The organism is Nocardia sp. NPDC023733 (assembly GCF_040639775.1).
Lineage (GTDB): Bacteria > Actinomycetota > Actinomycetes > Mycobacteriales > Mycobacteriaceae > Nocardia > Nocardia rosealba.
Genome location: NZ_JBFAAN010000005.1, coordinates 329,042 through 347,103 on the forward strand (window position 1 = coordinate 329,042; position 18,062 = coordinate 347,103).

The window sequence follows — 18,062 nt, forward strand, 5'->3', positions numbered from 1 at the left end:
GCTTCCTATTTCCGTCGCGCTTCGGCGACGAGCAGATACGCCAGGTACAGGCCGCCGATCGAACCGGTGACGATGCCGACCGGGATGGTGGTCGGGGCGAAGGCGTGCTGGGCGATCCAGTCGCAGGTGACCAGCAGGGTCGCGCCCATCACCGCCGCCGGAACCAGCGCGATCGACGGGGTGCGGGTGAGCTTGCGCGCCAGATGCGGTGCCGCAAGGGCGACGAAGGCGATCGGCCCGGCCACAGCCGTTGCCAGCGAGGTGAATCCGACGCTGAGCGCGATCAGCCAGCCGGTGGCCTTGCCGGCGTCGAGCCCGAGGGCGCGGGCGGTGTCGTCGCCGAGTTCGAGGATCTGCAGGCGCGGCGCGGCCGGGATCAGGGCCACCGCCAGCACGGCGAGCACGATCATGGTCGGCGCGACCTGCGGCCACGACAACCCGTTGAGCGAACCCGCACCCCAGGCCGCGGCCGACATCGCCGCGTCGAGGTCGGCCCGCATGATCAGCCAGGTGTTGACCGAGGCGAGCATCGCGCTCACGCCGATACCGACGATGATCAGGCGGAACCCGGTCACGTTGTGCCGGAAGGCGAGCAGGTGGATGACCAGCGCCGCGCCGAGGCCGCCGACCATCGCGCCCGCCGCAGTCTGGAAACTCCCGCCGCCGAGGGTCAGGATCACCAGGAGCGCGCCGGTGTAGGCGCCGGTGCTGAACCCGATGATGTCGGGGCTGCCGAGGGGATTGCGGGTGACCGACTGCAGTATCGCGCCACTCACACCGAGCGCCGCGCCGAGGGCGAGTGCCAACAGGATGCGCGGCAGCCGCCAATCGAAAACCACCAGCCGATCGAAGCGTTCGTCACCGATGAACAGCGCGCGGAGCACACGCGGCGCCGGGATCTCGAAATCGCCGCTACCCAGGGCGAATACCGCGGTCGCCAGGGCAATGGCCAGCAGGATCGCGCACACCACAAGCGTGCGCACACCGATCCTCGCCGTGAGACCCGTGCGCCCGGGGCGCACCACCAGCATGGTGCGACCGAAATCGATCTTCGTGCTCATGCCGCGGCCCCCACTCGTGAACGGCGCGCCAGCCAGATCAGCATGGGCGCGCCGAGGAACGCCGTGACCAGCCCCGCGGGCACCTCGTCCGGGCGAATAATGATGCGGCCCAGCACATCCGCCGTGAGGACGAGCAGCGGCGCCAGCACCAGCGAGTACGCGAAGATCCAGCGCTGATCGGGACCGACCAGCCAGCGGACGATGTGTGGAACCGCGAGACCGACGAAGGCGATCGGACCGACCGCAGCCGTCGCGGTACCGCACAACAGCACCAATGCCAGCGCGGTGAGCAGCCGCGTGCGGTTGACGTGCACGCCGAGCGACCGGGCCAGATCATCACCGAGGGCAACGGCATTGAGCGACCGCGCGCAGACGGCGGCGATCAGCAGCCCGACCACGATGAACGGCGCGGCGCCCGCGATGATGTCGAATCCGCGCCCGGTGAGCGAACCGGCGTCCCAGCGGCGCATCTCGTCGAAAGCCTTGGGGTCGAGCAGGATCAGGCCGCGCGTGAGCCCGCCGAGTACGGCGGTGGCGGCCACTCCGGCCAGCGTGAGCCGGATCGGGTCGGTACCGGTGTGCCCCGCGGTGCCGAGCCGGTACACGACCACCGACACCAGCGCGGCTCCGGCGAAGCCGAACCAGACGTAGGACGTGATCTCCTCCACACCGAGCAACCCGACCGCGACCGTGATCGCGAACGCGGCACCGGCATTCACGCCGAGCAGTCCCGGGTCGGCCAGCGGGTTACGGGTGAGTCCCTGCATCAGGCAGCCCGCGACGCCGAGTGCCAGCCCGGCGAGTAGCCCGAGAACCGTTCGCGGCAGCCGGTATTCGATGACGGTGACGTGGTCGGGCGTGGTCGCGGCGCTGGTCAGCGCCTGCCAGACCTCGCCGACCGGAATAGATTTCGTGCCGACCAGCAGGCTCAGCAGACAGGCCGCGGTCAGCAGCGCCACTGTCAGCAACCAGCCGAACCAGCGCGGACTTCTCATCAGGGATCTCTCTCATATGGAACCGTGTCACGAGGAGGGTAGCTCATGTTTAGGTGAGCCTAGGCTTATTCAAAGTTAGCTAGGGCAAGGTCTTGATAGGTGAGCCTAACCTGTCTACAGTCCGAGCTGTTCAAGATCGGTGCGAATCGGTCACAACAGTTGATGAGGACATCCACGATGCGAAAAATGCTTGCGGCCACTGCGCTGGCCACGGCCGCGCTGGCCGTTGTCGGCGGAACGGCGAGTGCGGACACCTTCGTTCCGCTGCCCGACGGCGAGAAGGCCGGCCCCGGTGTGTTGATCAAGCGGGTTGCAGAAAGCGCCCTGATCTCGCCGTCCATGGCGGCCAACGGCGCAGGCCGCGTGGCGTGGGTGAGCGGAACCGTGCTGGCCGAGGTGGCCGAGACCCCGAAGGGTGAGCCCCGCCCGTTCGTCGGCGGCAACGGCGCGCCCGGCACCAACAACTCCTCCACGCACGGTTCTTCGCGCGTGAGCACCGGCTACATCGTCGGCTGCCAGGTGAGCATCGCCGACGACGCTATCTCGGCGGGTGTCTCGGGCGGCATCAACACCAGCGGCGTGAACGCGGGTGCCTCCATCGGCGTCAAGCTCGGCCCCGGCGAGGTGAAGTTCATCGGCATCGAGGGCTTCGACATCGTCGAGAAGGGCAACTACCACATCAGCTACAAGGACGTGGAGCTGCAGATCCAGGGCTGCGCCGGTTACGCGCAGGCCCGCGCCTACACCGTCGTGGAGATCATCGGCGACAACTACTCCAAGACCTCCCTCTACGGTGCCCCGTTCAGCATCGGCTGACCTGTCGCCCTTCTCGACGAATAGGAACAACTCCATGACCATCTTCACGAAGGCCGGTGCCCGTCTGGCCGGTGCCGCCGCGGCCGCTACTGTCGCGCTCGGCCTCTTCTCCACCGGCGCCGCCAACGCCGACACCTTCATCCCGCTGCCGGGCGGTGAGCTCACCCAGACCCTGCCCGACGGCACCGCGGTGACCATCCGTCTGGTCGGCGAATCGGTGAACATCAGCCCCTCCATGGGCGCGACTCCCTTGCATCGCAATGTCTGGGCCTCCGGCCGGGCCGAGGTGCAGGTCCACGCCGAGCACAAGGGCGTCAAGATCTCCCCCGGATACGTCGTCGGCTGCCAGGTCGACATCTCCGGCGGCAACGCCACCGGTGGTGCCAACGGCGCGGTGAACAACTCGGGCAACGCCAGCGGCGGCGTGACCTCCGGTGGCAACCTGACCCTCGGCCCCGGCCAGGCGTCGACCTTCTGGCTGCTCCAGGTCGAGGGCCCCGATGCCTACGGCGAGGAGAGCTACGTGCCCGCCATCAAGTTCTTCGGCCAGGAAGGTTCGGTCACCTGGGCCGACTCGACCCTCGGCCTCTCGGGCTGCGCCGGCTACGCCCAGGCGCGTGCCTTCGTCTCCGTCGAGGTGACCACCCAGTTCGGTCGCTCGGAGCTGCGCCTGTGGGGCCAGCCGTTCAGCCTCGGCTGATGCCACGGGCCCCGCAGGGAGCTGTACGCTCCCGGCGGGGCCCCGGCTCATTTCTGCCCGTCGGCACGCTCGTTCGGTGCCGGAACGTGGCGAAGCAGGACGACGACCAGGCCGGCCGCGATCGCGGTGAGTCCGATACCGACGATCGAGTTCACTTGCAGTGCATGGGTATACGCCTGCCGTGCCGTCGTGGTGAGCTCGGCGCCGAGGGCTTCGGGCAGCATCGAGGCGAGGTGCAGCGCTCCGGCGAGGGTGTCCTCGGCGGTGTGCGCGAGCTCGGTGGGCAGGCCATCCGGTAGTTCACCGGCCATCTGCCCGCGATAGACCGCGGTGCCGATGCTGCCGATCACCGCGACCCCGAGCGCGGTCGACAGTTCCTGCCCCGTCTCCGAGATCGCGGACGCGGCACCGGCGCGTGCCGGGTCGACCGCGCCGACGATCAGGTCGAGTCCGAGGACGAACATCGGGCTCAGACCGAGCGCGAACACCACCATGCCGGTGACGATCAAGCCGAGATCGTCACCGCCCGCGAGCTGGGTGAAGATCGCGTAGCCGAACATGGCGATCACCAGCCCGCCCGTCATCAGATACGCGGGACGTATCCGAGGCGCGAGGGCGCTCACCGCACCGGCCGCGAACACCATGGCCACCGCCTGCGGCACCGTCCACAGCCCGGCCTCGAACGCCGAAAGCCCGAGCACCAATTGCAGATACTGTGCGAGCAGCAGGAACAGGCCGCCCATGGCGAGCATGGCAACCATCAGCGCCGCGAGCGAACCGCTGAACCGGACATTGCCGAACAGTCGCAGATCGATCAGCGGGTCGGTGAGTCGTTGCTGTCGCAGCACGAACACGGTGCCGAGCACCAGCGCACCGACCAGGACGGCGACGGGTTCCACGGCCAGTCCGTCCTTGGCCAGTTCCTTGATGCCGTAGATGACACCCATCACCGACACCAGCGACAGCACGGCGCTGAGAATGTCGGGCTTGCCCGGGTTCGGATCCTTGTACTCGGGCAGCAGGAACGGTCCGGCGGCAAGCAGCAGCACCATCGCGGGAACGGCGACCAGGAACACCGAACCCCACCAGAAGTTCTCCAGCATGGCTCCGCCGACCAGCGGTCCGACCACCATGCCGACCATGAAACTGGTCATCCACACACTGATCGCGGCGGTCCGCTGGCGGTCGTCGTGGAACATATTGCGGATCAGGGCCAGGGTCGAGGGCATCAGCGTGGCACCTGCGATACCGAGCAGCGCGCGCGTGCCGATGAGCATGTTCGCGCTGGTCGAATAGGCCGCGATCACCGAGGCGGCGCCGAAGGCCAGCGCGCCGATCATCAACAGCCTGCGCCTGCCGATCCGGTCGCCGAGGGTGCCCATCGTGATGAGGAAGCCCGCGACGAGGAAGCCGTAGATGTCGAGGATCCACAACAGCTGTGAACTGCTCGGCTGCAATGCCTCGCTGATGTGGGGGATCGCCAGGTAGAGCACGCTCATGTCCATCGAGATGAGCAGGGTGGGCAGGGCGAGGACCGCCAACCCGATCCACTCCTTCACCCCTGCGGTCGGGGTGGGTTCGTCGACCGGCCGGGGGCTCTGGGTGGAAGTCACATCGCCGACGTTACCGACGGATCGAGAACACGTGCCAGCGATTTTCCGGGCCCGGTGACCCAGCGCACAGCCGGGAAGTCGTTGGACATTCCGGGTCCGCGACCACGATCATTGGCGCGGTGTCCACACCTACCGACCAGCTCCGGGAACCGTCGCGGGAGACGGGCGAGCCGTTTCCGTGGTCGGCGGCCATCGATTCGACCTATTCCACCCGCGACGCCATCGACGCGCTCGCACTCGCCCCGTTCCTGCGCGGCGAGCAGCCCTTCGCCCGGCAGGCGCACCTCGACCGGGTCCATCCCGACGCGCCGTTGCGACCCGAGGGATCGACGATCCTGCGCTCGGTCTTCGACGACGACAGCAGTGCGATGCTGGCCGCCGGGGCAGGCTGGTCGCTGCGGGCGGTGCGCTGGGCGGGTGGCTCGGCGACGATCGAGGTGACCGCCGCAAGCGATGAGCTCGCCGTCGAGGTACTCGCGCGCGCCACCGAGGGCGCGGCCCAGGCTCGCGACACCGCGTCGACGGTGGAAATGGGCTTCTGGCACATGGATGTGCGGCGGCCCGCGCGTAGACGCAGGCAGATCGTCGCGCCCGCGTGGCCGGAGATCCGTGGCAACTACACCGCGCCGGTATCGGCCGCGTTCGACCGGCTGATGAGCCTGGGTACCGACGACATCCGCGGCAGGCTCGTGCTGCTGCACGGCGAGCCGGGCACCGGGAAGACCACCGCCCTGCGGGCGCTCGCGCGGGCGTGGGCGCCGTGGTGCCAGGTCGACTGCGTGGTCGATCCGGAGGAACTGTTCAGCAATCCCGGCTATCTGATGGAGGTGGCGGCCGGTGCCGACGGTGACGACGAGGACGGCCGCTGGCGGTTGCTGGTGCTCGAGGACTGCGACGAGCTGATTCGCGGCGAAGCCAAAGAAGCGGCGGGACAGAAGCTTTCGCGGCTGCTGAACCTCACCGACGGCATGCTCGGTTCGGGACGCAAGGTGCTCTTCGCGATCACGACCAACGAGGACCTGTCCCGCCTGCACCCGGCGGTCGTGCGGCCCGGGCGGTGTCTCGCGCAGCTCGAGGTGGGCAGGCTCTCGCCCGAGGAGGCGACGCAGTGGCTCGTCGGTCAGGACCATGCCTCCGCCGCATTCCCCGACGGCGCCACGCTCGCGGAGTTGGTGGCCCATCGTGACGGTGGAATTCAGATCCGCTCGACGGTCGAGCGAACGACCGAGGTCGGTATGTACCTGTAGGACTAGCCCTCAGCGATGGACGACGGAGGCCGCCGCCGCGCAGGCGAGGGTGAGGACGAGGGGAACGATCAGCGCCGCGGTGAGCGGGATGATCGCGGTGAGCCAGCCGATCACCGCCGGGCCCGCGAGCAAGCCGAGGTAGCCGATGGTGAAGACGCGCGACATCTCGGTGGCTGCTTTCGGTCCGCCCAGATTGCCTGCCGCCGTGAAGATCTGGGGCACACCGCCCGCGAGCCCGAGACCGCACATCGCCCAGCCGACCAGGGACAGCGGCAGCCAGGGTGAGACGATCACGACCGCGAAACCCGCCGCGCACAACAGGCTCCCGTAGCGCAGCAGCGCGACCGGCCCGATCGCCCCGCTCACCCGGTCGGCCAGGAAACGGCCGATGGTCATGGTCGCGGAGAACGCGCCGAAGGCCAGCGCGGCGTCACCCTCGGACACATCGAGGTGCTCGCGGACTTGCAGCGCGCTCCAATCGGCGGCCACACCTTCGGCCAGCAGCAGTACGAAGGCGATCAGCCCGAGCCACAACACTTTCCGGTTCCGGCGCGACTGCCGCTCTGCGTCGTTCAGGCTCGAGTCCTCGTCTCGGGCCCGCTGCTCCCGGGCTTGCGGGCTGCTGGACGATCCGGGGGCGCCGGTGATCTCGGGCGGTGTCGGTGGGAGGTCTGCGGCGGGACGTGTGTCGTAGTGCTCGGGGTGGGAAGCGGGCTCGCGGTGGTGGGAGAGGAGATGGGGGACAAGGGCTGCGGTGGTGGCCAAGCCGAGAAGGCCGGCGGCGGTGAGCGTTATCTCGGGGGCGATGCCCGCGCGTTGGGTGGCGGCACCGATGATCGAGCCGACGAAACCGCCCGCCGAGAACATGGCATGGAAGGCCGACATGATCGGGCGGCCGTAGCCGCGTTCGACGAGCACCGCCTGGGCATTCATCGACACGTCGAGCGCCCCGTTGCCGAAACCGAAGCAGGCCAGCGCGATCGCCAGGCTCACCGACCCGGTCGCCAGGCCCGGCCCGACGATCGTCACCGAGATCGCCGACGCGGCCAGCGCCACCAGTGTCCGGCTGCCGAGCCGGTCGGCGGTGGGTCCGGCCAGCCGCATCCCGATCAGCGCCGTCCCGGCGAGCAACAAGACGAACATCCCGAGCGTCGACGCCGACACCTCGGTCCGGTCGGTGATCGCCGGAATATGCACCACCCACATCGCGAGCAGCACCCCGTTCAGCGTGAAAGCGCCGAACACCGCCCCCCTGGCCGACCGCAGCCGACGATCAATCGCTGGCGTCACCCCATCGACGCTACCGGCCACCCGCGAGACCCTCCCCGAATTCAAGATCACCACGCTCTGGTGGCGGCATTTCGCGGCACCGGAGCGTGGTGGTCAATCATCCAGGATCTACTGCGGGGTCCAGACTCCGGTGGCGGCGGTCTGCTTGGCGTATTCGGTGAAGTCGCGGGGTGCGCGGCCGAGGGCACGCTGGACTCCGTCGGCGGTGGCGGAGTTGCGGCCGTCGAGGATTGTGCCGAACAGATAGTCGAGCAAGCCGACCACGTCCTCGGGGAGCTCGTAACCGCGCAGAGCCGCAACGAATTCCGGCCGACCGATCGGGATGAAGGCGATCTCGCGGTCCGCGGCCTCGGCGATCTCGGTGACCGCTTCGGCGAAGGTGAGCGCCCGCGGGCCCGTGAGCTCGTAGATCTCGCCGACGTGCCGGGGATCGGTGAGAGCGGCGACGGTGACCTCGGCGATATCGTCGGCATGCACGAACGGTTCGGGCACATCACCGTTGGGCAACGCGACAGCACCTGCGAGCACATCGCCGAGGAAGGCGCCTTCGCTGAAGTTCTGGGCGAAGAAGCTGCAGCGCACAACGGTCCAGGCGAGCCCGGACTCATGAACGGCCGCTTCGCATTCCAGCGCTTCGGGCTCGCCGCGGCCGGACAGCAACACCACCGATCCGACGCCGGCCGCGCGGGCGGCGGCGGTGAAGGCGCGGATGGTGTCCGGTGCGCCGGGGACGGCGAGGTCGGGTTGGAAGGCGAGGTAGATCGCGGTGACCCCGGCCAGGGCGGGGCCCCAGGTGTCGCTGTCGGCCCAGTCGAAGGGGATCTCGGCGGACCGCGAACCGCGGCGCACCGGGTGACCCGCCGCGTCCAGGAGGGCGGCGACGCGGCTGCCGGTCTTGCCGTTGGCGCCGGTGACGAGGAAAAGAGGCTGGTGAGCAGCGGTGTTTGTCATGACATAAGTACACCGGTGCCGGGCCTGCGTCACCATCGTCGGAACGCTCGCCGACATGCGCGGTCGTCTACTGTGAAAGATGTGGATGCGTTAGCCGGTCTGCTCGAGGGCCCACGTGCACGCGGTGCGTTTCTGATGTGCTCGCTGCTCAACCCGCCGTGGTCGCTGCGGGTCCAGGATCAGGCGCCGTTGACGGTGCTCGCCATGATTCGCGGAAAAGGCTGGGTGAGTACCGAATCCGGTTCGCCCCAACAGGTCGGCGCCGGTGATGTGGTGATCTTCCGTGGGCCGCAGCCGTATACGGTGTCCGACGATCCGGCGACCGAGCCGCAGATCGTCGTGCAGCCCGGGCAGGTGACGACTACGCCCGACGGTGAAATCCTCTGTGAGACATTGACTCTCGGTGTTCGGCAGTGGGGTACCGACCCAGGTGGGGAGACCCTGATGGTCACCGGGACCTACGAGTCCGCCGGTGCCGTGAGCACCCGGTTGCTGCGCGCCCTGCCACAGGTTGCGGTCCTACCGCGTGGCGACCTGGATTCCCGGCTGCTCGACCTGCTCGTCGACGAGGCGACCAGGGACCGCCCCGCCCAGGGCGCCGTCCTCGACCGCCTGCTCGACCTGCTGCTCATCGCCGCCCTGCGTGCCTGGTTCGCCCGCGACGACGCACCCGCCTGGTACCACGCCTACAGCGACCCGCTGGTCGGCAAGGCGCTGCGGCTGCTGCAACACAACCCGGCGCATCCGTGGACCGTGGTCGCGCTGGCCGACGCGGTCGGCATGTCGCGGGCCGCGCTGGCCCGCCGGTTCACCGAACTGGTCGGCGAACCGCCCATGACTTTCCTGACCGAATGGCGGTTGTCGCTGGCCGCCGACCTGCTCGCCGAGACCGATTCGACCGTGGAATCCATCGCCCGCCAGGTCGGCTACGGCAGTGCGTTCGCCCTGAGTACCGCCTTCAAACGGCACTTCGGGGTGAGTCCGCGTGACCACCGGCAGGGTGGGGGAGCGGCTTTGTCGTCGTCGGCCTGAACCGGGCTGGCATCATGACGGCATGGATTACCCCGTGCTGTGGCCGATGCCGACCCGCTGGGCCGACAACGACCAGTACGGTCACGTCAACAACGTGACCTACTACTCCTACTTCGACACCGCGGTCAATGCCTGGCTCATGCGGGCCACCGGCACCGACATCACGGCGCTGCCGGCGCTCGGTGTGGTCGCCCAGACCTCGTGCCGGTTCCACGGCTCGGTCAGCTTCCCCGACCAGCTGCAGGTGGGGTTGCGTATCTCCCGCCTCGGCAAGTCGAGCATCACCTACGACCTGGCGATCTTCCGGGAAACCGACGGTGGTCTCGAGCTGGCGGCCACCGGCGATTTCGTGCACGTCTACGTCGACAACGAAACACGCAAGCCGGTGCCGATTCCCGACGTGGTGCGTACGGCCGCCGCGGAACTCGTGACCGAGTAACAGTCCTACCCGCGCAGTGCTTCCTGGAAACGGCGCATGCCCGCGATCCATCGGTCGTAGTCGGCGCCCTTGTTGCGATACATCTGCAGCACCTCCGGGTGCGGCAGGATGAGGAAGTGTTCGGCGGCCATCGCCTCGATGACGGTCTCGGCGACGTCCTCGGTCGACAGCACCGCGCCCGCGGTCTTCACCGCCTTGATCGCGAAGGCCGCGGCGTCGGGGTTCTCCGGGATGAGGTCGCCGCTGAGCAGCCGGGTGTCGACGCCCATCGGACACAGGCAGCTCACGCGAAGGCCCTTGTCGCCGTAGGTGATCGACAGCCATTCGGCGAACGCGACCGCCGCGTGCTTGGTCACCGAGTACGGTGCCGAACCCAGCTGGGTGAGCAGACCCGCCGCCGACGCCGTCGAGACGAAGTAGCCTTCGCCCCGTTCGACCCAACCCGGCACGAGCAGCTTCGCGGCCCGCACGTGCGCCATCACATTCACATCGATCGCAGCGGCCCACTGGTCCTCGGTGCTGTCGAGGCCGGGCCCACCGCCGATTCCGGCATTCGCGAAATACAGGTCGACCGGGCCGAATTCGCGTTCGGCGGTGGCGATGAGCTGCGCGACCACCTGTTCGTCGGCCACGTCACCACCGACTGCTATTGCCTTGTCGCCGAGTTCGGCGGCCACCTTCGCCGCGCTGTCACCGTCGAGATCGGCGACGACGACCCGTGCGTCACCGGCGACCAGACGGGCGGCGAGTGCGGCACCGATGCCCGCTCCCGCGCCGGTGACGATCGCGACCTTGCCTGCTGTCTCCATGCTGGCACCATAACGGCGGTGCCGCCGGTCCCGCACCGGATCGCGGGCGGTTCAGGTGGCGGCCACCGGCTCGCGGACCGGTTCGACGGGTGCCTTCGCAGTGCGGGCAAGGGTGCCGAGGACAGTGTGGTTGAAGGCCAGGTTCAGCAGGAAGGCGGTGGCCGCGCCGAGGGTGACACCGCTGTCCAGCAGGATCTGCGCCGAGGTGGGGAACTTGTCGAACATGTCCTTGGTGAAGACCGGTAGCAGACCGATGCCGATGGCCGTGGCCGCGATGGTGGCATTCACCCGGTCGGTGAGGTCGGCTTGCAGCAAGGTCTGCACACCGACCACGGCGACCGTCGCGAACAGGACCAGACCCACGCCGCCGACCACCGGTTTCGGGATCACCGCCACTACTTCACCGAAGCGGGGGACGAGGCCGAGCAGCACCAGGATCGCCCCGCTCACCGCGGTCACGTACCGGCTGTAGATCCTTGTCGTCGAGACCGCGCCGACGTTCTGGTTGAAGATCGTGTCGATGAACGCGGTGAAGATGCCGCCGAGCACACCGGACAGGCCGTCGCCGACCAGGCCGCGCGCGAGATCACCTCGGCCGAGCGGTTTTCCGGTGATCTCGCTGATCGCCAGCATGCTCGCGGTCGACTCCGCGAACACCACCGCCATCACGATGCTCATCGCCACCACGGCGGTCACCGGGAACTGCGGTGACCCGAAGTGGAAGGGTTGCGGAATGCCGATCCAGTCGGCGGCACCGACGCCCGCCGTCGAAATCAGCCCCATCGGCAGCGCGATCACGATGCCCGCGACCAGCGCGATGAGCACACCCAGCTGTGACCACACGCCACGACCGAGACACACGAAACCGACCGCGATCAGCACCACCACCGCCGCCAACCCGATACTGGACGGCGACGCGAAGCTCGGCGCCTTCGGATCGTTGCCGATGATCAGGCCACCGGCCACCCCGATCAGTGACACACCCACCACGGTCAGCACGGTCCCGGTGACCAGCGGCGGAAAGAAGCGCACCACCCGCGCGAACGGCCACGCCAGCGCCACACCGACCACGCCACCGATCAGCATCGACCCGTACACCGCGTCGAGTCCGTACTCCTTCGCGATCAGAATCATCGGGTTGAGCCCGACGAAGGTGGCACCACACACGATCGGCAGCCTCGCCCCGGCCAGCTTGCCGACCCCGAGACTCTGCACCAGGGTGATCACCCCGGCCACCAGCAGATCAGCACTGATCAACAACCCGATCGTCGCCCGATCCAACCCCGCCGCCGCCCCGAAAACCAGCGGCACGGTGATACACCCGGTGTACATGATCAGGACGTGCTGCAGGCCGAAAGCCAGTTGCCGACCCAACGGCAACCGGGTGTCGACAGGATGTGCCTCGCTCATACACAGGTTGTAGCCCCCGATTTTTACAGCGGGAGTGCACCGTGTTTCGCCTGCGTTGCGGGACTCGTATATTCCCCGATCCGCTCAGGAGGCGGCGGTCCGGCCAGGTCAGACGCGGCTGAGGAGGGTCAGGGGGTCCTCGAGGAAGGTCGCGGTGGTGGCGAGGAAGCGGGCGCCGAGTTCGCCGTCGATCATGCGGTGGTCGAAGCTGAGGCCGAGGGTGGTTGTCCAGCGGACGGCTAGTTCGTCGCGGAATACCCAGGGGCGCTTGCGGATCGAGCCGACGCAGAGGATGGCGGCTTCGCCGGGGTTGACCAGCGGGACGCCCGTGTCGACGCCGAAGACACCGACATTGGTGATGGTGAAGGTGCCGCCGAGGAGGTCGGCGGGAGTGGCGTTGCCCGAGCGGGCGGTGTCGGCGGCCCAGCTGATCTCGCGGCACAGTTCGCGCAGGCTCAGGGTTTGCGCGTCTTTGAGGTTCGGGACGAGCAGCCCTCGATCGGAGGCGACCGCGATGCCCAGGTTCACGTAGTGCTTGGTGACGATCTGCTGATTCTGCTCGTCCCATGCGGCATTGATGCCGGGGTGTTCGGCGATGGCGGCCAGAGCGGCACGCGCGACCAGTGCCAGCGGGGTGAGCGTGAGTCCTTCGAACGACTTCGTGGTGCGCAGGTGGTCGAGCAGTTCCATCGATGCCGTGCAGTCGACGGTGACGAATGTGCTCGCTTGCGGAATGGTGCGGGCGCTGGCCAGCATCGCGGCGGCGGTGCGCTTGCGGATTCCGGTGACGGGCGCGCGTTCCTCGCGGGCCCTGGACTCGATGAGACCCGCGTCGTGCCCGTTCTGCTGGGCGACAGCGGCGAGCTCGGCCCCGGGCTTGGCCCGCGGTCCGGTGATCGGCACGGCCGAGCGCACGTCCTCGACGGTGACCGCGCCCTCAGGTCCCGAACCCGCGACGTACCACAGGTCTATCCCGAGCTCCTTGGCCAGTTTCCGGGCCGCGGGCGTGGCAGCGGCCCGGTGCGTGCTCGGCGTAGTGGACGCCATCGACGGTGTGGGCTTGCGGCGTCGCGAGGTGGCTTCGGCCTCGGGTCCGTACCCGACCAGCACGTCCCTTCGATCCTCGGCGGTGGGCGGGTCGGTGACCTCGAGGTCGTTGCGCACCCGGATCAGCGGGGCGCCCACCGGCACCGTATCGCCGGGCGAGGCAAGCAATTCGACGACCGTTCCGGAGAACGGCGACGGCAGCGCGACCACCGCCTTGGCGGTCTCCACCTCGGCGATGGTCTGGTTCAGTTCCACCGTGTCGCCCACGTCGACGGCCCACGAAACCAGGTCGCCGTCGGCGAGGCCCTCACCCAGGTCGGGAAGACGGAATTCGAGCACGTGTCCGTCGTCGCCAGCTGGTTGCGGCACGGGCGCACCTTTCGTCGTCATGCGGCTAGGCAGCGGTCGACCGCGGCGAGGATGCGGTCGGGATCAGGCAGATGGTGCTTTTCGAGCTTAGCCGGGGGATAGGGGATGTCGTAGCCGCCTACGCGCAGCACGGGCGCCTCGAGGTGGTAGAAGCAGCGCTCGGTGATCCGCGCGGCGATCTCGGCACCGAGCCCGGCGAACACCGGCGCCTCGTGCACGATCACCAGCCGTCCCGTCTTGTCGACGGATTCGGCGATGGTGTCGACATCCAGCGGCGACAGGCTGCGCAGATCGATCACCTCGATCGAATTACCTTCCTCACCGGCGATTTTAGCGGCCGTTAGCGCGGTGGCGACAGTGCCGCCGTAGGCGAGGACGGTGGCATCGGTGCCCTCGGTGAGCACACGGGCCTTGTGCAGTGGCAGGTCGGGTTCGCTGTGGAAGTCCACGTCGGCCTTGTCCCAGTACCGGCGCTTCGGTTCGAAGAAGACCACCGGATCGTCGAGCGAAATCGCCTGCCGGAGCATGTGATACGCGTCGAAAGGCGTGCTCGGTGACACCACACGCAAGCCGGCTGTGTGTGCGAAATACACCTCCGGCGACTCCGAATGGTGTTCGACGGCACCGATACCACCGCCGAACGGAATGCGGATCGTCAACGGCGCCTTCACCTTTCCACCCGTCCGGTAGTGGATCTTGGCGACCTGGGACACGATCTGGTCGAACGCGGGGTAGACGAAACCGTCGAACTGGATCTCCACCACCGGCCGGTAGCCGCGCAATGCCATTCCGAAAGCCGTTCCCACGATGCCGGATTCGGCAAGGGGCGTATCGATGACGCGATTGTCGCCGAAATCCTTCTGGAGCGTGTCGGTCACCCGGAACACCCCGCCCAGCTTGCCGATGTCCTCGCCGAGCAACACCACCTTCGGCTCGTCTTCCATGGCGCGGCGCAGACCCGTGTTGAGAGCGGCGGCGAAGGTGGTGATCATGACTGCGCTCCTTCGGCGAGGTAGGCCGAGAACTGTTGTGCCTCTTCGGTGATCAGCGGGTGCTCGGTCGCGTAGACGTGATCGAACATGCGGAGTGGGTCTGGGTCGGGCATCTGCAGCGTCGCGGTGCGTACCCGGTCGGCGACCTCGTCGGCCGCGCGTGCGACCGAGCGGGCGAACTCGTCGTCGAGCAGACCCTCGCGTTCGAGCAGCAGCCGCACCCGCTCGATCGGATCGCGCCGCTCCCAGTACTCGATGTCGGCGGCGGTGCGGTACCGGCTCGGGTCGTCGGCCGTGGTGTGCGGACCCATCCGGTAGGTGATCGCCTCGATGAAGGTGGGGCCACCGCCGCTGCGGGCGCGTTCGACCGCCTGGCGGGTGACGGCGAGCACGGCCAGCACATCGTTGCCGTCCACCTGTACACCGGGAATACCGTATCCGTCGGCCCGGCGCACCAGTGGTACGTGACTCTGCACGGTGACCGGTTCGCTGATCGCCCACTGGTTGTTCTGGCAGAAGAACACCACCGGTGCGCTCCAGGTGGCGGCGAAACCGAGCGCCTCGGCGATATCGCCCTGGCTGGTCGCGCCGTCGCCGAAGTAGGTGATGGTGGCGATGTCGGCGCCGTCGAGGTGGGCGGCGTAGGCGTAACCGGTGGCGTGCAGACCCTGGGAACCGACGACGATATTGGCGTTGGTCATGTTCACCGCGTCGGGATCCCAGCAGTGGTGGGCAACTCCGCGCCACAGCCTCGTCAGCTGCTCGGGCGGTACGCCACGGCAATACGCCACCGCGGTCTCGCGGTACGAGCAGAAGATGTAGTCGTCGGGATGCAGTGCGTGCACCGAGCCGACCTGCGCGGCCTCCTGGCCGAGCATGGGTGGCCACAGGCCGAGCTGACCCTGGCGTTGCAGGGCGGTCGCCTCGAGATCGATCCGGCGGGTCACGACGAGGTCCCGGTAGAGGCCCCGCAATCGTTCGGCATCGATATCGGCGACCAGCGCGCCGTGCTCACGATCGAATACGCGACGTCCGTCCGGCTGGATCAACTGGACCGGGTAGGTCTGCTTCTCCGGCATCGAGATCGCCTCCTCTCCACCGCGCCTTGTGGGCCGATGCGGGTACGACTGATCGCTGAGTGCGATGTGTATCACACAGCATCCACGATACCGCCGCCTGCGCAAGTGAACGACACGTGACTGAGCAGAATGCACGTTGTGCTGGGGTGACGCACTGTCATACTGCGTTGTATGACCAGTCGCGAACCCGCCGTGACCCTCGACGCGACCGACGCGCGATTGCTGCGCGAACTGATCGCCAGCCCCCGGGCCACCGGGGTGGAACTGGCCGCCCGGCTGGGGTTGTCACGCAATACGGTGCAGGCGCGACTCGCGCGCTGGGACAGCGGTGGGGTGCTCGGCAGTTTCGAGCGCCGCGTGGAACCGCGTGCTCTCGGCTATCCGCTGGCAGCCTTTGTCGCGGTGGTCGTCGACCAGCACCGGCTGGATGCGGTGGTCGACGAGCTCGCCGACGTTCCCGAGGTCACCGAGGTCTGCGGCATGACCGGCGAAACCGACCTCACCGTCCGCATCGTGGCCCGCGACGCCGACGACCTTTACCGCATCGCGGGCGCCATCCTGAAGATCCCCGGCGTCGAACGCACGAACATGGCGCTCGTCATGCGTGAACTCGTCGGACCACGCACCGCACCCCTCCTCGACCGCCTCGCCGACCCGGACTGAGGTCGACGGAACCTGCGGGTCAGGCTGTGGGGCCCGGATTCACCTGACCCGGACTGAAGGCTCGGCGAAGCGCGCGGGTCAGGCGGTGAGGTCCGGATCGACATCAGCGCACCTACTTCTGAGCTGGGAGTATGCGGCGGACGATGAGGCCGGCGAGCAGCGCCCAGAAGGCGCCGCCGATCCCGAGCAGGGTGGTGCCGGAGGCGGCCACCAGGAAGGTGACCAGGGCGGCGAGGCGGTCGCCCGGGTCGGTGAGGGCGGCGGAGAGGGACGCGGCGAGCGTGGCGAGCAGAGCCAGGCCCGCGACGGTTTCGAGGGTGCCCGCGGGTGCGGCGGCGATGAGGGTGACCAGAGCGGCGGAGGCCAGGCCGAGGACCAGATAGGAGGCGCCCGCGGTGGCCGCGGCGATCCAGCGGCGCTTCGGGTCCGGGCTCGCGCTCGGTGCGGCGGCGAGCGCGGCGCTGATGGCGGCGAGGTTGATGGCGTGACCGCCGGCAGGCGCGCCGAGGACGGTGCCGATGCCGGTGACGAGCATGGCCGGCCGCCACGGCACCTGGTAGTCGAAGGAGCGCATCACCGCCACACCGGGGATGTTCTGCGAGGCCATCGTGACGATGTAGAGCGGAACGGCGATGCCGACGATCGCCTGCCAATGCCAGTGGGGCGCGGTCCATTCCAGTGTCGGAACCATGGCGGACAGGTCGAGGTGCCGATCGGCGACCACGATGTCGATGCCGGTGCCCACAGCCGCCGTCGCGAAGGCCACGAGCACCGCCCACTTCGGTGCGTACCGTTGCAGCACCAGCCACACCACGATCACCGGAACCACCACGGCGGGCGAGGTACGCAATGCCTGCACCGGAGCCAGGCACAGCGGAACGAGCACGCCGGCGAGCATGGCCTGGGCGATCGGCACGGGAATCGCCGCGACCAGCGAACCGAGACGGTGCCACAGACCGGTGACGACGATCAGCACGCCCGTCACAGCGAACGCCGCGACCGCGCCCGGCCACCCACCAGCCACCAGGCCGGTGCTCACCAGCAGTGCCGCGCCGGGCGTCGACCAGGCGAGGGTGATCGGAATCCGGTACCGGAAGCTCAACAGCAGGATGCCGATGCCCTGCGTGAAACACAGCACGAGCAGTCCCGACGCCGCCTGCGCCGGACTCGCTCCCACCGCCCGCAACCCGCTCAGCACCACCGCGAAGGAGCTGGTGAACCCGACCAGCGCGGTCACCGCGCCCGCACCGAGCGGCTGACCTATCCCGGCCGGCTGCTCGGTGGCATCGGACGACGAACTGGTGGAGACCTGCGACATTCGGCAAATCCTGCCCGACGGGTCTGGGAGCGTCACCGGCCAGTAGCGCGAAACTGGCCTGATCCGGCCCGTGGTGCCGGCCGCTCGATCACCACGCTCCGGTGGCGTGCGGCTCTCGGTCGTTGTCGCCACCGGAGCGTGGTGATCATCTGGCCAGCCTCCGCCTGGGGTGTGCGGTGCCGTTTCGGGTGTGGGTGGTCGGGGAGTGCGTAGGGTGGCGGCGGGGGACAG

The 18,062-nt window shown here is 68.5% G+C and carries 17 protein-coding genes; 6 read left to right on the forward strand and 11 right to left on the reverse strand.

Features of this window, described 5'->3' with window-relative positions; all coding sequences use genetic code 11:
• Positions 1-5 precede the first annotated feature (5 nt).
• Positions 6-1,061, reverse strand: coding sequence for an iron chelate uptake ABC transporter family permease subunit (locus tag AB0F86_RS21790; protein ID WP_181697517.1), 1,056 nt, complete (start codon positions 1,059-1,061; stop codon positions 6-8).
• Positions 1,058-2,056, reverse strand: a complete 999-nt coding sequence (locus tag AB0F86_RS21795; RefSeq protein WP_356984850.1) for an iron chelate uptake ABC transporter family permease subunit — start codon at positions 2,054-2,056, stop codon at positions 1,058-1,060. Before AB0F86_RS21795 ends, AB0F86_RS21790 begins: the two co-directional genes overlap by 4 nt.
• Positions 2,057-2,242: 186 nt before the next feature.
• Between AB0F86_RS21795 and AB0F86_RS21800 the strand changes: the two genes are divergently transcribed.
• Together AB0F86_RS21800 and AB0F86_RS21805 are read left to right on the forward strand one after the other, a co-directional pair.
• A complete protein-coding gene (locus AB0F86_RS21800) occupies positions 2,243-2,872 on the forward strand; it encodes an MspA family porin (protein ID WP_225282088.1) in 630 nt (209 codons plus the stop codon).
• Positions 2,873-2,906: 34 nt separating this feature from the next.
• A complete protein-coding gene (locus AB0F86_RS21805) occupies positions 2,907-3,572 on the forward strand; it encodes an MspA family porin (protein ID WP_356984849.1) in 666 nt (221 codons plus the stop codon).
• Between the two features lie 47 nt (positions 3,573-3,619).
• Here the strand turns inward: AB0F86_RS21805 and AB0F86_RS21810 are convergent, their stop codons facing one another.
• Positions 3,620-5,185: an MFS transporter gene (locus AB0F86_RS21810; protein WP_356984848.1), complete on the reverse strand. Its 1,566-nt coding sequence runs from the start codon at positions 5,183-5,185 to the stop codon at positions 3,620-3,622.
• Between the two features lie 119 nt (positions 5,186-5,304).
• Here AB0F86_RS21810 and AB0F86_RS21815 point away from each other — a divergent pair, with 119 nt between their 5' ends.
• Positions 5,305-6,432, forward strand: a complete 1,128-nt coding sequence (locus AB0F86_RS21815) for a DUF5925 domain-containing protein (RefSeq protein ID WP_356984847.1) — start codon at positions 5,305-5,307, stop codon at positions 6,430-6,432.
• 9 nt (positions 6,433-6,441) lie between these two features.
• Here AB0F86_RS21815 and AB0F86_RS21820 read toward each other — a convergent pair whose 3' ends face one another.
• Both AB0F86_RS21820 and AB0F86_RS21825 read right to left on the reverse strand, forming a co-directional pair.
• Positions 6,442-7,722 (reverse strand): MFS transporter, encoded by a 1,281-nt coding sequence (locus AB0F86_RS21820; protein WP_356984846.1) that lies wholly within the window; start codon positions 7,720-7,722, stop codon positions 6,442-6,444.
• A 108-nt stretch (positions 7,723-7,830) separates the two neighbouring features.
• Positions 7,831-8,673: an NAD(P)H-binding protein gene (locus tag AB0F86_RS21825; RefSeq protein ID WP_356984845.1), complete on the reverse strand. Its 843-nt coding sequence runs from the start codon at positions 8,671-8,673 to the stop codon at positions 7,831-7,833.
• A gap of 81 nt (positions 8,674-8,754) precedes the next feature.
• Between AB0F86_RS21825 and AB0F86_RS21830 the strand changes: the two genes are divergently transcribed.
• Both AB0F86_RS21830 and AB0F86_RS21835 read left to right on the forward strand, forming a co-directional pair.
• Positions 8,755-9,705 (forward strand): AraC family transcriptional regulator, encoded by a 951-nt coding sequence (locus AB0F86_RS21830; RefSeq protein WP_181697511.1) that lies wholly within the window; start codon positions 8,755-8,757, stop codon positions 9,703-9,705.
• A gap of 22 nt (positions 9,706-9,727) precedes the next feature.
• On the forward strand, positions 9,728-10,144 hold the full coding sequence (locus AB0F86_RS21835; protein ID WP_356984844.1) for a thioesterase family protein: 417 nt from the start codon (positions 9,728-9,730) through the stop codon (positions 10,142-10,144).
• A 5-nt stretch (positions 10,145-10,149) separates the two neighbouring features.
• Here the strand turns inward: AB0F86_RS21835 and AB0F86_RS21840 are convergent, their stop codons facing one another.
• The 5 genes from AB0F86_RS21840 to pdhA all read right to left on the reverse strand — a co-directional run bounded on the left by AB0F86_RS21840 (position 10,150) and on the right by pdhA (position 15,850).
• On the reverse strand, positions 10,150-10,953 hold the full coding sequence (locus tag AB0F86_RS21840; RefSeq protein ID WP_181697509.1) for an SDR family oxidoreductase: 804 nt from the start codon (positions 10,951-10,953) through the stop codon (positions 10,150-10,152).
• A 51-nt stretch (positions 10,954-11,004) separates the two neighbouring features.
• Entirely contained in the window at positions 11,005-12,363 is a 1,359-nt protein-coding gene (locus tag AB0F86_RS21845; protein ID WP_225282096.1) for a nucleobase:cation symporter-2 family protein, read from the reverse strand.
• 108 nt (positions 12,364-12,471) lie between these two features.
• Complete coding sequence (locus tag AB0F86_RS21850) at positions 12,472-13,779, reverse strand: dihydrolipoamide acetyltransferase family protein (protein ID WP_357171706.1); 1,308 nt, start codon at positions 13,777-13,779, stop codon at positions 12,472-12,474.
• Positions 13,780-13,796: 17 nt separating this feature from the next.
• Positions 13,797-14,771 (reverse strand): alpha-ketoacid dehydrogenase subunit beta, encoded by a 975-nt coding sequence (locus tag AB0F86_RS21855; RefSeq protein WP_356984842.1) that lies wholly within the window; start codon positions 14,769-14,771, stop codon positions 13,797-13,799.
• Positions 14,768-15,850 carry a pyruvate dehydrogenase (acetyl-transferring) E1 component subunit alpha gene (gene pdhA, locus AB0F86_RS21860; protein WP_181697505.1) on the reverse strand — a complete coding sequence of 361 codons (1,083 nt, stop codon included), beginning with the start codon at positions 15,848-15,850 and terminating at the stop codon, positions 14,768-14,770. Before pdhA ends, AB0F86_RS21855 begins: the two co-directional genes overlap by 4 nt.
• A gap of 171 nt (positions 15,851-16,021) precedes the next feature.
• Between pdhA and AB0F86_RS21865 the strand changes: the two genes are divergently transcribed.
• Positions 16,022-16,513 carry an Lrp/AsnC family transcriptional regulator gene (locus tag AB0F86_RS21865; protein ID WP_067981501.1) on the forward strand — a complete coding sequence of 164 codons (492 nt, stop codon included), beginning with the start codon at positions 16,022-16,024 and terminating at the stop codon, positions 16,511-16,513.
• 112 nt (positions 16,514-16,625) lie between these two features.
• Here the strand turns inward: AB0F86_RS21865 and AB0F86_RS21870 are convergent, their stop codons facing one another.
• Complete coding sequence (locus AB0F86_RS21870) at positions 16,626-17,831, reverse strand: benzoate/H(+) symporter BenE family transporter (RefSeq protein WP_356984841.1); 1,206 nt, start codon at positions 17,829-17,831, stop codon at positions 16,626-16,628.
• Between the last annotated feature and the right edge of the window lie 231 nt (positions 17,832-18,062).

Excerpts from the sequence above, each read along its gene's own strand:
- AB0F86_RS21790 (WP_181697517.1), bottom strand. The coding sequence starts at position 1,061 with ATGAGCACGAAGATCGATTTCGGTCGCACCATGCTGGTGGTGCGCCCC.
- AB0F86_RS21795 (WP_356984850.1), bottom strand. The coding sequence starts at position 2,056 with ATGAGAAGTCCGCGCTGGTTCGGCTGGTTGCTGACAGTGGCGCTGCTG.
- AB0F86_RS21800 (WP_225282088.1), top strand. The coding sequence starts at position 2,243 with ATGCTTGCGGCCACTGCGCTGGCCACGGCCGCGCTGGCCGTTGTCGGC.
- AB0F86_RS21805 (WP_356984849.1), top strand. The coding sequence starts at position 2,907 with ATGACCATCTTCACGAAGGCCGGTGCCCGTCTGGCCGGTGCCGCCGCG.
- AB0F86_RS21825 (WP_356984845.1), bottom strand. The coding sequence starts at position 8,673 with ATGACAAACACCGCTGCTCACCAGCCTCTTTTCCTCGTCACCGGCGCC.
- AB0F86_RS21835 (WP_356984844.1), top strand. The coding sequence starts at position 9,728 with ATGGATTACCCCGTGCTGTGGCCGATGCCGACCCGCTGGGCCGACAAC.
- AB0F86_RS21840 (WP_181697509.1), bottom strand. The coding sequence starts at position 10,953 with ATGGAGACAGCAGGCAAGGTCGCGATCGTCACCGGCGCGGGAGCGGGC.
- AB0F86_RS21845 (WP_225282096.1), bottom strand. The coding sequence starts at position 12,363 with ATGAGCGAGGCACATCCTGTCGACACCCGGTTGCCGTTGGGTCGGCAA.
- AB0F86_RS21855 (WP_356984842.1), bottom strand. The coding sequence starts at position 14,771 with ATGATCACCACCTTCGCCGCCGCTCTCAACACGGGTCTGCGCCGCGCC.
- pdhA (WP_181697505.1), bottom strand. The coding sequence starts at position 15,850 with ATGCCGGAGAAGCAGACCTACCCGGTCCAGTTGATCCAGCCGGACGGA.
- AB0F86_RS21865 (WP_067981501.1), top strand. The coding sequence starts at position 16,022 with ATGACCAGTCGCGAACCCGCCGTGACCCTCGACGCGACCGACGCGCGA.
- AB0F86_RS21870 (WP_356984841.1), bottom strand. The coding sequence starts at position 17,831 with ATGTCGCAGGTCTCCACCAGTTCGTCGTCCGATGCCACCGAGCAGCCG.